We start from the raw sequence: 13675 nt of genomic DNA, 5'->3' as shown, positions 1-13675 counted from the left end.
TTGTCCCAATCCATCTAAAAAATGCTAAGATTATTGCCTTAATTTATCGGCAGAAACATCATGAACCCATTATTAAACCATCTCAAACCCTATCCTTTCGCCCGCCTGCGTGAAGCCATGCAAGGCATTGATGCACCCGAAGACGTGACGCCCATTCATCTGCAAATTGGCGAGCCGAAACACCCTACGCCCAAAGTCATCACCGACGCGCTGACCGCCTCCCTGCACGAACTGGAAAAATATCCGCTGACCGCAGGCCTGCCCGAACTACGCCAAGCCTGCGCCGAATGGGTTGCCCGCCGTTATGATGGTTTGAGCCTCAATCCTGACAATGAAATCCTGCCCGTATTGGGCAGCCGGGAAGCTTTGTTCTCTTTTATCCAAACCGTTTTAAATCCGGCTTCAGACGGCCCCAAACCGGTCGTTATCAGCCCCAATCCGTTCTATCAAATTTACGAAGGCGCGACTATTTTGGGCGGCGGCGAAATCCATTTTGCCAACTGTCCTGCGCCCAGCTTCAATCCCGATTGGAGCAGCCTGCCCGAAGACGTATGGCAGCGCACCAAAGTCCTGATTGTCTGCTCGCCAAACAACCCGAGCGGCAGCGTCCTGCAATTAGAAGACTGGAAAGAAATTTTTGATTTGCAAGACAAATACGGCTTCGTTATTGCCTCTGACGAATGCTATTCCGAAATCTATTTTGACGGCAACAAGCCGATCGGCGGCCTGCAGGCTGCGGCGCAATTAGGACGCGGTACACGCAACATTATTATGTTCACCAGCCTGTCCAAACGCTCCAATGTCCCCGGTTTGCGTTCAGGGTTTGTCGCAGGCGATGCCGAGTTGCTCAAAAACTTCCTACTCTACCGCACCTACCACGGCAGCGCGATGAGCATTCCCGTCCAACGCGCCAGCATTGCCGCTTGGAACGACGAAGAACACGTCATTGACAACCGCCGCCTCTACCAAGAAAAATTCGACCGCGTCATCCCTATTTTGCAACAGGCATTCGATGTCAAACTGCCTGACGCGTCGTTCTACATTTGGCTGAAAGTTCCCGATGGCGACGACTTGGCATTTACGCGCAACCTGTGGCAGAAAGCCGCTATCCAAGTGTTGCCCGGTCGCTTCCTCGCCCGCGATACCGAGCAAGGCAATCCGGGCGAAGGCTACGTCCGCATCGCTTTGGTTGCCGATGTGGAAAGCTGCGTCACAGCGGCTGAAACCATGGTTGCTTTATACCGCCGATAAAACAAAGGCCGTCTGAAATTTCAGACGGCCTTTTTAAATCTACCAAGTTATATCACGAAATCCAACAGATAAAAATCTTCTTTGCCTACGCCGCATTCAGGGCATTTCCAGTCGTCGGGGATGTCTTCAAACTTGGTACCTGCCGGCAGGCCGTGTTCGGGGTCGCCGACATCTTCGTCGTAAATCCAGCCGCAAGGGCCGCACATATATTGAGCCATTTTGTGTTCCTTCTATTTTAAAAGGCCGTCTGAAACCGTATTTTCAGACGGCCTTTCGTGTGTTTTATTGTTGATATTTTGAATTTATTGAGCTGCTTCCAAAGCGTCGATTTCTTTACGCAGATGTTTGATGGCCGGTGTTACGATGGCGACGAACATGGCCTCGCGGACGCGGCGTTGCGCCGGACTGCGCATCAGATAACCTTTCGCGCCTGCATGCAATGCAGCAGATTGAGTGGCGTTCAATGCCAATACGGCAGCCGCTTCACGCAGTTTCAAGGTTGCCAGCGTGTCAGGTTTATTGTTCCACGCATCATCGGCAAGGCGTTCGGTTTCCGCCCATGCGCCGTCCAACGCAGCTTTCAAATCATCGTAGCTGTGGTCGAGGTATGAGTTCACTTCTGCGTTCACCACATTGGCCATGCGGATAATGCCGAGCGCACCGTCAATCACACCGGCGCCGATACCCATTTGCAGCAAGATGAAACCGGCTTTAATGGTCGGGATATAAGACTGGAACTGCTCAGGCGCAGCAATCACATCTTCATCCGGAATAAACACGTCTTTAAAATTCAGGCTGTAAGTGCGCGTGCCTTCCAAACCGCAGAATTCAGGGCAATCTTGCAGGGTAACGCCTTCCCATTGACCGCCGGTAATAAACATCACATAGCTGTCGCCAACTTGGGCGGTATTCGCCCAAATATGGTCTTCACCGATATTAGATACCCAAGGCAAAGCGCCGTTGACTTTGTAGCCGCCCTCTACGCGCTCGGCTTGCAGGTTGTGTTTTTCAATGCCGGCAAGGTGTTTGACGGTATTGGACATGCCGGTACCGGCCAAAACTTTACCCTGCAGAATATCGGCAAAATATTTGTCTTTAACCGCTTGATTAGGCGATTGGTGCAGATACCACGCGCAAGCTGCCTGACACCATGCGCTGAACGACGTCGCGCCGCATTCTTTACCGATTTCGCGCAATACGGCGATTTGCGTTGCCAAACCCAAACCATTGCCGCCTTCTTCAACCGTACCGGTTGCGGCAAAACCGCCGATTTTGCCCAATTCCAGCATAAATTCTTTCGGGTACAGGCCTTTGCGGTCGATGTCGTCTACCGATGGTTTCAGCTTGCTTTTAACGAGTTCGGCAACATTGTTCAGTAAAGCTTCGCGTGTCATGATTTTTTCCTCTGAATAAGGTTTGAAGCGTAGATGGCTCTACTCATGAATTATTCTTTGCAACAAGGATATCCCTTGCTTTTTGCTAAAAGGCCGTCTGAATTTTCAGACGGCCTTTGATGGGATTAGGCAAATGCCTGCAATTCAGGGTTGATTTCAGTTTTGGCAAGGTTGTTGACGTAGTTGCACAAGGTTGCCAAAGCAACGCCCATAACTACTTCAACGGCTTGCTGTTGGTTGTAACCGGCATCGAAGAATGCTTTCAGCTCGTCGTCGGATACCGCGCCTTTTTTCGCCATAACGGCTTGGGTGAATGTTGCCAAAGCACCCAGTTTGGCATCGTCAAACTCGCCTGCAGCCAACGCGCGTGCAGCTTTGATGGATTGTTCAGACAGCAGTTTTTTCAGGGTAGCCAGTTTGGTGTGGCCGGCAACGCAGAAACCGCATTCGTTGGTACGGGCGGCGATGATTTGGACAACTTCAACTTCGCCGTCAGTCAGGCTGTTGGCCGCATTCAGCTTGCCAACTTCTTGATAAAACGCCAAAGCTTCAGGCGCATTGGCCAAAACGCCGATCAGGTTAGGAATAAAGCCATTGTTTTTCAATACGGCTTCAATGCGTGGTTTAGCAGCTTCAGGAGCGGTTTCAACTGTGTGTATGGTCAAGCGGGACATGTGTATAACCTTCTTATCTGGTGAAATGAAGCGACCATCATAAGCCATCCGCCTCCATCAGAAAAAGACTTATTGGTTATTTACCGCGAACCAAAAGTTATAAGGCCGTCTGAACGGATTCAGACGGCCTTATCAAATGATTCAACTCATTATTTCATAAAGTTTTTCAGCAGCATAGAAGCGATGTCGTCCAAGCCGAAGCCATCCGCATCTTGAGCCGTGCCGTTAGGCGTGGCTTTATCGACTAAGTCAGGCAATACTTTTGCCAACAAATCACCTGCTTGACCGGCATCCACGCCGAATTTTTGCGCGATTTGGTTTACGGCATCGCTGCCCAAAGCATTTTGCAGGTCACTGCCGGACACAGGCAGGTTGCTGGATTGATTGGAAACCCAGCTGCTCAGAGCATCGCCCAAACCGCCTTGTTGCAGTTGGTTGATCAGGTTGCCCACGCCGCCTTGTTGTTTCACCAAATCCATCGCCATATCGGTCAGAGAACCTTGTGCGCCGTTTTCACTGTTGCCACCCAACATTTGAGTAGCCGCATTCAAAAGATTGTCCATGAGTGCCATAACTTTTTCCTTGTATTTGTGTCTAAAAAAGAAAACGGAGTGTAGCAAAATTTGTGCTGAAAAAATTAGGCTTAACCAAACTAAACCTCTTTTATCCCAAAGCCGTAACAAAACAAAGGCCGTCTGAAACCCATTTTCAGACGGCCTTTATGATAAATAACGCTATTCTTCGCGGCCATTGAAAAACTCGGCCGCGCCACCTTCAAAAAAGCCTTGCAAAATCGCCTGTGCGGCTACTTGGTCAAGCACGGATTTTTGTTTTCGACCAAAAACTTGGGCTTCAGCAAGCAGGCTTTCCGCGTATAGGGAAGACATCCTTTCGTCCACCCAATAAACCGGCAAATTAAAACGTCCGTGCAAACGGCGGCCAAACTTGCGGCTCAAACGGGTCAGCTCATGCTCCGTGCCGTCGGTATGCGTCGGCAGGCCGACCACAAAATACTTGGGTTGCCATTCTTTGACCAGCTTGGCAATGGCCTCGAATTTTTCATCATTGCTGTTGCCGGTTACCGTTGCCAGCGGATGGGTCATGCCCAACTCGGCATCGCCCTGCGCCACGCCGATACGCGCCTCGCCGAAGTCAAAGGCCAAAACCGTACCTTTTGGTGCATCAGGCATGGCCGACTCCTGAAACCAAGGCGTTCGGATTAACGCCCAATTTTTCAAAAGCGGCGGCATAACGAAGTTCGTATGGCACATCAAAAAGAATATGCTCGTCCGCAGGGACGGTCAACCAAACATTTTCTGCCAGCTCGCGCTCCAACTGCCCTTTGCCCCATTTTGAATAACCAATACTGATCAAAGCCTTGTCCACCGCACCTTCTTTAGACAAGTTTTCAATTACATCGCGCGAAGAAGTCAACGCCACATTATCAGTTACCACCATGCTGTTTTGCCAGCGACCGATCGGCGTATGCACGACATAGCCGCGCTCAATCTGAACCGGCCCGCCCATCATCACGTTTTCATGTTGCAGGCGCAATGGGATATTGCGGTCGGCGGCGGCGAAAATCATGTCCATGGTAATCGGCGAAGGCTTGTTGATGACGATGCCCAGCGCACCTTCTTCATCGTGTTCGCATACATAAATGACCGTATCCGTAAAAAACGGATCGTCCATATGAGGCATGGCAATCAGGAAATGGTTGGCTAAATTCATATTCTTCTTAATCTATTAAGCTGATTTTATTATTTTTGTCCGTCGGCAACCGGCGCGTCCACCACGCACGCACCGTAAACCGCGCCGCCTGCCGGTACCGGCGTATCGGTTTTCGCATGGGCAAAACACGATACCGCGCTCAAAGAGTTTTTCGGCGAACCTTGAACGATTTTATCGCTGTATACCAAATAAGCAAAAGACTTACGTTTCGGATCGTAGTAGCGGATAATCTGTTGGCTCTTAAATGCTATGCTGGCACTGCGTTTGAACACTTGTCGCGGTTTCAAAACCGCAGCCTCGTTATAACGGATGACTTCCGCACTTTGTACACAGGAAACCGATGCGTCGCTGGCATCTTCTTCCAGATTGACCGTTTCTTTCAAACCGCCTTTTTTTGCGTACGAAATATAACAGGCAATCCCCTGCACATCAGGATCGTCAAAACCTTCCACTTCAATACGGTCGTTTTTACCCAGCATATGAAACACCGTACTGGCGCGTCCGATTTTATCGGTATTGTCACCGCAAGCCGCCAAAACCATGGCGCCCAACACTACTAATAAATATTTTTTCATAATATCCTGTCGATGCAGACTGTCAGTTTCCAGGCAGACTAAACCCCGTCCGCCCACTCTATCGTTACTATATAAGACCGTTCGTCCATATTGCAACCCGATATTATTTTCAGACGGCCTGACAGACAGTATAATCCGTCCTATTGTTCCTACTTTGATAGCAAGATCGAACCATGCGTTACAAACCCCTCATTCTCGCCCTGTTGCTCAGTTTCTCCCTGCCAACCTATGCTGCCAAAGACGCGCCGAAAGAAAAAGCGGCTGCCGTCAAAAAAGCTGCGCCCGTAAAAAAAGAGAAAGAAGCTGCTAAGGCAGATGTAAAAAAAGAAACCTCAAAAAAACAAGCGGTAAAAGAAAAAGAGGAAGACAAAAAAGCGGTTAAAGCCAAAGCTGCCAAAGAGAAGGAAACCGCCGACAAAAAAGAACGCGCTTCAGCCAAAAACAAAACGGCTAAAGCCGCCGAAGCCGCTGCCGACAATAAAAAGGCCAACCGCAAAGCCGAAGAGTCTAAAGAAACGGCAAAAGACAAAAAAGCCGCAGCCGCAAAATCCGGCAAAGCCAAAGAACAAGACAAGAAACCTGTTGAAGATAAAAAAGACAGCAAAGCCAAAGAACCCGTAAAAAAAGCAGACCCTAAGGAAACCAAAGCCAAAGAGCCTGCTAAAAAAGTAGCTGAAGATAAAAAAGACGACAAAAAAACCAAAGAGCCAGTAAAAAAAGCAGCCGAAGACAAAAAGGCCGACGCTAAAGAAGCCAAAGAGCCTGCCAAAAAAGCTGTTGACGCTAAAAAAGACACCAAAGCCAAAGAGCAAAACAAAAAAGACGACACTAAAGCTGAGCCTAAAGCCGTCTCTTCAGCCGACAACGATTTCAAAGCAGCCGTGGCTGCCGCTGCCAACGAAATGGAAAGCAAGAAATCCTTTGCCAAACGCAACGAGGGTTTCATTATCCATGTTAATGCCACGCTCAAACAGCTGCAACAAACACGCAACAACCTCTCCGGCATCAACCGCAAACAACGCGACGCATGGGAAAAATTCCAAAAACTCAATGCCGATGCCAACCAGTTGAAAGCCGAAGTTTCCAACACGCGCGCCCAAATTTCGCGCTTTGTGTCCGGCAACTATAAAAACAGCCAGCCCAACGCGGTCGCCCTCTTCCTGAAAAACGCCGATGCCGGTCAAAAAACCCGCTTCCTGCGTTACACGCGTTATATCAACAACGCCAACGACCAAGTCATGAGAGACTTGGAAAAACAACAAAAAGAGCTGGCAGCGCAAGAGCAAAAAATCAACAATGAATTGGCTTACCTGAAAAAACTGCAAGCCAATATTCAGGCTTCATTGCGTCAACAAGGCGTAACCAATACCGCCGAACAAGCCGAAAGCCGCCGTCAAAACGCGCAAATGGCCAAGGAAGCGCAAAAGAAAATCAACCACAGAGAAAACGAGCAGCGCCTCAACAATCTCTTGAAAGATTTGGAAAAACGCAAAGCCGAGCAACGCAAAGCCGAAGCCGAAGCACGTAAAAAAGCCGCAGAAGCCCGTTTGGCCGCCGCCGAAAAAGCCCGCAAAGAGCAAGCTGCCGCCCAACAAAAAGCCGAAGCCGAACGCGCCGCCATGTCCACGCTGACTGACGAAGACATGAAACTGCAAGCCCCGAACACCCAAGGCTTTACCGTCAGCAACGCCAACAGCTTCAGCCGTATGCAAGGCCGTCTGAAAAAACCGGTCAACGGCACACTGGCAGGTCTGTTCGGTCAAGACCGCGGCGATGGCGAAGTTTGGAAAGGCGTGTTCTACAATACCGTTCCTGCTCCGGTCAGCAGCATTGCCTCAGGCACGGTTACTTTTGCCGGCGAGCTTGAAGGCTACGGCAAAGTGGTCGTCCTCGACCACGGCGACGGCTATGTCAGCATTTACTCCGGCCTGAACGAAATCGACATCGCCCAAAACTACGCCGTCAATGCCGGCAGCAAAATCGGCACCAGCGGCACTTTGCCGTCGGGCGAAACCGGCCTTTACCTTGAAGTCCGCTACAACGGACAAGTCATGAATCCGCTTTCATGGATTAACTGATGTTTCAGACGGCCTGAGTGAATTTTCCCCTTCAGGCCGTCTGAATTTTCATCATAAACTACAATAAAACACGATTTTCACGCCTGTTCAGCACATTAAACAACAAACTTTTACCTTAAACTTATTGTTACAAGCGTTTAAATCACATAAAGTCAACGGGTTCAGAGAAAACAAAAACCACTTTGCTTACCGTACACAAAAAGAAAGTCAAACGAATGTCAACAAAATCCACTTTGAAAAAAGTTGCAATCTACACTCTCGGCGCATTTAGCGGCATCGCCCTCAGCCTGAGTGTACAAAGTTTTGCCGCCGAAAAAGACAAAAAAGACAACGAGGCCCTGCCCGTGCAAACCATCCGCACCATGGCAGAAGTGTACGGTCAAATCAAAGCCAACTATTACCAAGACAAACCCGATGCCGAGCTTTTTGAAGGCGCAATGAAAGGCATGGTGTCCGATCTCGATCCGCATTCCGAGTATATGGATAAAAAAGGCTATGCCGAAATGAAAGAATCCACCAGCGGCGAATTCGGTGGCCTGGGCATGGAAATCGGACAAGAAGACGGCTTCGTCAAAGTCGTTGCCCCGATTGAAGACACTCCGGCAGAACGCGCCGGCGTGAAAAGCGGCGACTTTATCGTCAAAATCGACAATACCTCTACGCGCGGTCTGACCGTCAGCGAAGCTGTCAAAAAAATGCGCGGCAAACCGGGTACCAAAATCACCCTGACCCTTTCACGCAAAAATGCCGACAAACCCATCGTCGTCAACCTGACCCGCGCCATCATCAAAGTCAAAAGCGTGCGTCATCACCTACTTGAAAAAGACTACGGCTACATCCGCGTCTCCCAATTCCAAGAGCGCACCGTTGTCGCGCTCAACGAAGCCGCACAAGCCCTTGTCAAAGAAAACAAAGGCCCGCTCAAAGGCATTATCCTCGACTTACGCGACGACCCGGGCGGCCTGCTCAATGGCGCAGTCGGCGTATCCGCAGCCTTCCTGCAGCCTGACGTAACCGTTGTCAGCACCAAAGGCCGCAACAAAAAAGAAGGCATGGTACTCAAAGCAACTGCCGAAGACTACATCACCACCAGCGGCAAAGACCCGTTGGCCGGATTGCCTGCCGAGCTGAAAACTATTCCTATGACCGTCCTGATTAACGCAGGCTCTGCCTCTGCTTCCGAAATCGTTGCCGGCGCATTGCAAGACCACAAACGCGCCGTCGTCGTCGGCACACAAAGTTTCGGCAAAGGCTCAGTGCAAACCCTGATTCCGCTTTCCGGCGGCAGCGCAGTCAAACTGACCACCGCCCTTTACTACACGCCAAACGACCGCTCGATTCAGGCGCAAGGCATTGTTCCTGACGTTGAAGTCAAAGACAAAGACCGCGCTTTTGAAAGCCGCGAAGCCGATTTGGTCGGCCATATCGGCAATCCGTTGGGCGGCCAAGACGTCAACAGCAGCACTGAAACGCCTGCCAACGCAGAAACCAAAGCCGATAAAGACAAGTCCAAAAAAGACAAAGACGAAGACATCTCCAGCCGCCGCATTCCAAATCCGGCCAAAGACGATCAACTCCGTAAAGCCTTGGACTTGGTGAAAAATCCAGCCGAATGGCAAAAATCTTTGGGTTTGGCAGCGAAAAAACCTGCACCGAAAAAAGATGCAGATAAAGACAGCAAAAAATAAACCTGTTATTTCTCAATAAAAAAGGTCGTCTGAAAACGATATGATTGTTTTCAGACGACCTTTTCTATGTTATTTCACTCCCCAATACACCAGTCCCTTATATGGCAACTTAATATTAGGTAACCAAAAATCTTCTCCCTGCCAACCTTTGTCTTTATTTCCTACTACTTGATAAAGTGTAAGAAATAAATCATTGGGATATTTTTCTCCTAATTTACGGTCGTCTTCCGAAAGCATTGTGCCAGTTGCTCGAGAAAGTTTACGTCCTGTTTTGATCAAAACGTAAGTTTTAAAACTTGGACGTTGTGCCTTTAATGCTTCTACACCAGCAATAAATTTTTCCTTATTCCAGTCATCTGGGACATAATGACCCAATTTATCTAGAACCAAGAATAAATCTTCTATATCCATTTGATATAAATCAGATTGAATTTCATCTTTCAAAATAGAAGGCAAAATCTTGTTAATCTCTAACAAATTATCCTCGTTTGGGTGAAGTGGAAAATAATTCACACCACCCACAATTTGATTGATACTGTCGAATTTCAATACATTTTTTCGAGTCGGATTGATATTTTTCGGATAGATAACCTGAATATTGCCGTCTGAATTTTTTGCCTGTTCAATAATCAGATTATTTGCTTGATTGAGTTGTACAAAGAAGTAATAGACATCAAACGGAATATAAAGCCGTAATAATGATTTATCACGGTCATATCCAAAAATACGCGAATGTTGCCAAAAAGTATCTGCATTCGGTTTTTTAGCAGTGCGACTATAATAAACCGTTTGTAGTTTTGGAATAGTTAAGCCTCGTCCAATCACATTCCCACCAATAATAATGTTAAAGCCTCTTTCTAAATCAAAATCTGATTCTGTCTGCGAGTTAACGACTAGAGTATAAATTTGCTTATTTTCTAAAAGTTCTGTTAGTTTTTCATAAATTTCCTCAAAATGATGAATATCAGGCTTAGTCTTTTGTAAATCCAAATAGTCTTCTTTAAAGCTGTCTGCAAGATTCTCCCCGCTATTAATCGCTTGTACCAAATCATTCAAAAAGGCTTGGATTTTTTGAGAGAAGGCTTGATGGTCTTGGATTTTATAACTTGGATGTAACGCAAAATTACAATTAGTTTTACCGCATAAAGCAAACTCTGCACAAGTAAGCAGAAAACTGTGCAATGCCTGTTTTACCCCTTCGGCAATTTCACCACTCGCATCTTTCATATCGTCTAATTCACTGTCAATAAAGCGAACGATATAGCTTGGAGGATCAGAGAAGACAAAGTTACCACCGATGTATTTTTCACCAGCTTCAAAGAAATGGATAAATTCAGGTTGCCAATCAGATTCTTCATGTTGCAATAAAAGCGATTGAGGTGTGGCGGTCAACTGAATAAATAGGCTTTGACAACAGGAATTCTTAATGTCATTTAGCAGTTTATTGATAGTACTGGCATCTTTATCCGGCTTATCAGCATTAGTATTTAGGCTGGCCGCATCGGCTTCATCGTCCACAATAACCAAAGGATAGCCTTTCAGGCTACTTTGACTGGCAAACAAATTACGCCAACGTTTCAATACACGGGCATTCTTTTTAATCACGACCAAGATGGGATTATTTGCCTTCATTACCTGCATAAAACTACTGTCATCGTTCTCAGATAATATAATAAATTTATCCAATGATGTTTTTGCTCGTTTTAATGTTTGTTGCTGTAAATCTACGCTATCGGTTGTCAAATAAATAAACAGCTTAAAATCACAATCAGCCAAAACACTTAATATACCCAATACTTGAGCGGTTTTACCACTTTGGACATTGCCTAAAAGCAAAATGTTTTGGACGTTCTTCTGTTCAGTTTGAGATAGTTTTTTCATAAAACCGTCAACAGTTTTTTTAACAGAATTAGCCAATTCAGGCGGTGTTAATTGGTTCAGATAAGTTTGCAACATCTAGTTTTTCCCCTTAAATGAAAGCAACCAAACATCTGGATCGTCGGTTGAACGGAATTCAACGTGATCATTTCCGTATTGATGCAAGGTTTCAGGCGTAACAGGCTCACCTGATTTTAGACATCCTGAAATTTCCAAACGCCCTTTTATCCATTTACCCAATGTTTTTAGATCATCTTCTGAACGTAGATTTTCCGTAGATAATCGACCACCCTTATTTTTTGAACTGGAATAGCAAGAAAAAGACCAACCGTCATCAGTAATAATTTTTACTGTTCTATTTGTAGGGTAACCCTCTTGACGGACGATTTGAATAGGGACAATTAATTCAACTTCATACCAAGAACGAAGTTGCCATGGTTTCTTAGGATTTTTTCCTTTGCCAAAAAAACAATTTAAATTACTTTTTGGCTCTGTCTTTACAGGGATTAAAAAATGATATTGTGCTGTTTGTCTAAAAAGTTCAGAAACTTTATTTGCATCAATCTTCTCCACACCAATACAATTTTCCAAATAAACATTGTGCGGTGCAAAAATAGTCGGTTCACTTGCCTGATTAATAGGTTTCCCTAAAAACTTGATAATCTGTCGAATACCTGAATGTAAATCAGATGCCGTCTGAAAATCATCCAAATGCACCATGGTTTCGTAAGTGCGTTCGGTGTTATCCCAAAAACACGTTAAATTTGCAGAACCAATCAAGCCATTAATTTGTTCTTGATGCTTGAATGAGTACATTTTTCCGTGAAATTTTACAAATGGCGAAACGTATACTTGTCCCCGTTTCTCAGCTTGTAAAAAAGCATTCAATCTGCACAAACTACGATATTGTGGTTGGGAAAATCCTTCCAAATAGTGCATTCCGACCAATAATTCTACTGTTCTGATACTCGTCTTTTGTTCCAAAATACGTTGTAATTCAATAACAGCATCATTGGATACATAACCTGTTGCCATTAAAACTTCATCAGCATCTAAAAATAGATCCATCCAAACATCATTTAGCTTTTTCTGCGTTATTTGAGCAGGGTAGAAATTAGAAAAAACTGTATTCATCGTTTCCCTCCTCGAATTTTGCTTAATCGGTCATGAAACAAAACTTCTTTCTCGGCTACCAATTTTTCGTGTAAGTCCACCTTTTCGTAATTGCCTGAAAAAATTGGTAAGATAGCCTTTGCTAGCTCAACTACACCTTGAGGAGGAACCGCATTGCCAATCTGGCGACGTACTTCCGTCGTTGAGCCAACAAACTCAAAATCATCAGGAAAACTCTGAAGCCTTGCTCGTTCTCTATTAGTAAAAGCACGCGGTTCAGGGAAGTGATAGCCCCAAGTACCACCGCCACCTGCTGCAATAATTGTTTTTGATGGCTCGTTCCGATGCATACGACGATAAACGTGGCTAATCATACCTTTCACATATAAAGGATGATCTTTAGGAATATCGGTAAAATTTCCACCTTCAGGAATTAATTCCAACATACGGCGTGTTTTATCACTAATTTTTAGTAATTCATTATTACTAACATTTTGTGGAATATTAGATATCGCTTGACCAGCAGTTACATATGGTTTTAAACCATTTTCGCCAGTTTCATTGTGCGTCGGTTCTGGATGGCGAAAATCAAATCCTGTATCCAAACGTACTCCGACAATCAGCACACGTTCACGAAATTGAGGTACGCCAAATTCAGCAAAGTTATACAGCTTCGCCTGAACGTAATAACCGCAATTTTCAAAGTCGGTAATAATTTGCTGGATGGCTTTTTTCTTGTTGGCAGTCAACAAACCTTTCACATTCTCAGCAACAAAAACTTTCGGTTTTTTTGCATTTACAAAACGTAAAAAGCTTTTATAAAGATTGCCGCGCTCACCCTCTAAGCCCGGCTGTTTCCAAATCATGGAAAAATCTTGACAAGGGAACCCGCCTAAAATGATGTCGCAATCGGGAATAGTTGGATCGTTAGGATCTATTTGTTCAATATCACCTTCTACGATGACATCGCCGATATTTTTACGGAAACTTTCGCAAGCCCAATGGGAAAAATCGTTCGCCCAAACAGTTTCATAACCAGCTTGGTGAAAACCCAAATCTAAACCTCCACATCCTGAAAATAGAGATAGAATTCTGGGTTTATTGTCAGAAGAATTAAAATTTGCGATTTGTTTAGATGGCATAGGATTTCACTCCTATGCATAGATTTGATAAAAACCCTTGAAGGGATTTTAATAGAGAACTAGGCAAGACAAGGCAAGGCAAGGCAAGGCAAGGCAAGGCAAGGCAAGGCAAGGCAAGGCAAGGCAAGGCAAGGCAAGGCAAGGCAAGGCA

At 45.9% G+C, this 13675-nt stretch carries 13 protein-coding genes; 3 read left to right on the top strand and 10 right to left on the bottom strand.

What is annotated here, in order from left to right; all coding sequences use genetic code 11:
• Positions 1-60 precede the first annotated feature (60 nt).
• On the top strand, positions 61-1251 hold the full coding sequence (gene dapC, locus ACTHRE_RS00425) for a succinyldiaminopimelate transaminase (protein WP_377073124.1): 1191 nt from the start codon (positions 61-63) through the stop codon (positions 1249-1251).
• A 47-nt stretch (positions 1252-1298) separates the two neighbouring features.
• On the opposite strand, the gene ACTHRE_RS00420 is transcribed toward dapC, so the two are convergent.
• The 7 genes from ACTHRE_RS00420 to ACTHRE_RS00390 form a co-directional block, all read right to left on the bottom strand.
• A complete protein-coding gene (locus ACTHRE_RS00420) occupies positions 1299-1469 on the bottom strand; it encodes a rubredoxin (RefSeq protein WP_070748201.1) in 171 nt (56 codons plus the stop codon).
• Between the two features lie 84 nt (positions 1470-1553).
• On the bottom strand, positions 1554-2645 hold the full coding sequence (locus ACTHRE_RS00415; protein WP_377073127.1) for an acyl-CoA dehydrogenase family protein: 1092 nt from the start codon (positions 2643-2645) through the stop codon (positions 1554-1556).
• 125 nt (positions 2646-2770) lie between these two features.
• Positions 2771-3319: a carboxymuconolactone decarboxylase family protein gene (locus tag ACTHRE_RS00410; protein ID WP_003685141.1), complete on the bottom strand. Its 549-nt coding sequence runs from the start codon at positions 3317-3319 to the stop codon at positions 2771-2773.
• 149 nt (positions 3320-3468) lie between these two features.
• Positions 3469-3891 (bottom strand): YidB family protein, encoded by a 423-nt coding sequence (locus ACTHRE_RS00405; protein ID WP_377073129.1) that lies wholly within the window; start codon positions 3889-3891, stop codon positions 3469-3471.
• Between the two features lie 162 nt (positions 3892-4053).
• Complete coding sequence (gene ruvX / locus ACTHRE_RS00400) at positions 4054-4509, bottom strand: Holliday junction resolvase RuvX (RefSeq protein ID WP_070646771.1); 456 nt, start codon at positions 4507-4509, stop codon at positions 4054-4056.
• Complete coding sequence (locus tag ACTHRE_RS00395; RefSeq protein ID WP_003680465.1) at positions 4502-5050, bottom strand: YqgE/AlgH family protein; 549 nt, start codon at positions 5048-5050, stop codon at positions 4502-4504. Before ACTHRE_RS00395 ends, ruvX begins: the two co-directional genes overlap by 8 nt.
• A gap of 29 nt (positions 5051-5079) precedes the next feature.
• Positions 5080-5625, bottom strand: coding sequence for a CreA family protein (locus ACTHRE_RS00390; protein ID WP_070646770.1), 546 nt, complete (start codon positions 5623-5625; stop codon positions 5080-5082).
• Between the two features lie 173 nt (positions 5626-5798).
• Here ACTHRE_RS00390 and ACTHRE_RS00385 point away from each other — a divergent pair, with 173 nt between their 5' ends.
• Both ACTHRE_RS00385 and ACTHRE_RS00380 read left to right on the top strand, forming a co-directional pair.
• Positions 5799-7703 carry a murein hydrolase activator EnvC family protein gene (locus ACTHRE_RS00385; protein WP_377073132.1) on the top strand — a complete coding sequence of 635 codons (1905 nt, stop codon included), beginning with the start codon at positions 5799-5801 and terminating at the stop codon, positions 7701-7703.
• 215 nt (positions 7704-7918) lie between these two features.
• On the top strand, positions 7919-9391 hold the full coding sequence (locus ACTHRE_RS00380) for a S41 family peptidase (RefSeq protein ID WP_377073134.1): 1473 nt from the start codon (positions 7919-7921) through the stop codon (positions 9389-9391).
• 69 nt (positions 9392-9460) lie between these two features.
• Here ACTHRE_RS00380 and ACTHRE_RS00375 read toward each other — a convergent pair whose 3' ends face one another.
• From ACTHRE_RS00375 to ACTHRE_RS00365, 3 genes are read right to left on the bottom strand one after another with little or no spacing between them, the layout of a single operon-like run.
• A complete protein-coding gene (locus ACTHRE_RS00375) occupies positions 9461-11347 on the bottom strand; it encodes a Z1 domain-containing protein (protein WP_377073136.1) in 1887 nt (628 codons plus the stop codon).
• Positions 11348-12403 carry a restriction endonuclease PLD domain-containing protein gene (locus tag ACTHRE_RS00370; RefSeq protein ID WP_377073138.1) on the bottom strand — a complete coding sequence of 352 codons (1056 nt, stop codon included), beginning with the start codon at positions 12401-12403 and terminating at the stop codon, positions 11348-11350. It lies immediately after the preceding gene.
• Positions 12400-13524, bottom strand: a complete 1125-nt coding sequence (locus ACTHRE_RS00365; RefSeq protein ID WP_377073139.1) for a DNA cytosine methyltransferase — start codon at positions 13522-13524, stop codon at positions 12400-12402. The genes ACTHRE_RS00370 and ACTHRE_RS00365 overlap by 4 nt, the downstream gene beginning before the upstream one ends.
• Positions 13525-13675 lie beyond the last annotated feature (151 nt).

This window comes from Neisseria sp. P0001.S007 (assembly GCF_051963655.1).
In the GTDB taxonomy this organism is placed as follows: domain Bacteria; phylum Pseudomonadota; class Gammaproteobacteria; order Burkholderiales; family Neisseriaceae; genus Neisseria; species Neisseria subflava_A.
This window is presented reverse-complemented; position numbering and strand designations above follow the sequence as displayed.

Excerpts from the sequence above, each read along its gene's own strand:
- dapC (WP_377073124.1), top strand. The coding sequence starts at position 61 with ATGAACCCATTATTAAACCATCTCAAACCCTATCCTTTCGCCCGCCTG.
- ACTHRE_RS00420 (WP_070748201.1), bottom strand. The coding sequence starts at position 1,469 with ATGGCTCAATATATGTGCGGCCCTTGCGGCTGGATTTACGACGAAGAT.
- ACTHRE_RS00415 (WP_377073127.1), bottom strand. The coding sequence starts at position 2,645 with ATGACACGCGAAGCTTTACTGAACAATGTTGCCGAACTCGTTAAAAGC.
- ACTHRE_RS00410 (WP_003685141.1), bottom strand. The coding sequence starts at position 3,319 with ATGTCCCGCTTGACCATACACACAGTTGAAACCGCTCCTGAAGCTGCT.
- ACTHRE_RS00405 (WP_377073129.1), bottom strand. The coding sequence starts at position 3,891 with ATGGCACTCATGGACAATCTTTTGAATGCGGCTACTCAAATGTTGGGT.
- ruvX (WP_070646771.1), bottom strand. The coding sequence starts at position 4,509 with ATGCCTGATGCACCAAAAGGTACGGTTTTGGCCTTTGACTTCGGCGAG.
- ACTHRE_RS00395 (WP_003680465.1), bottom strand. The coding sequence starts at position 5,050 with ATGAATTTAGCCAACCATTTCCTGATTGCCATGCCTCATATGGACGAT.
- ACTHRE_RS00390 (WP_070646770.1), bottom strand. The coding sequence starts at position 5,625 with ATGAAAAAATATTTATTAGTAGTGTTGGGCGCCATGGTTTTGGCGGCT.
- ACTHRE_RS00385 (WP_377073132.1), top strand. The coding sequence starts at position 5,799 with ATGCGTTACAAACCCCTCATTCTCGCCCTGTTGCTCAGTTTCTCCCTG.
- ACTHRE_RS00380 (WP_377073134.1), top strand. The coding sequence starts at position 7,919 with ATGTCAACAAAATCCACTTTGAAAAAAGTTGCAATCTACACTCTCGGC.
- ACTHRE_RS00375 (WP_377073136.1), bottom strand. The coding sequence starts at position 11,347 with ATGTTGCAAACTTATCTGAACCAATTAACACCGCCTGAATTGGCTAAT.
- ACTHRE_RS00370 (WP_377073138.1), bottom strand. The coding sequence starts at position 12,403 with ATGAATACAGTTTTTTCTAATTTCTACCCTGCTCAAATAACGCAGAAA.
- ACTHRE_RS00365 (WP_377073139.1), bottom strand. The coding sequence starts at position 13,524 with ATGCCATCTAAACAAATCGCAAATTTTAATTCTTCTGACAATAAACCC.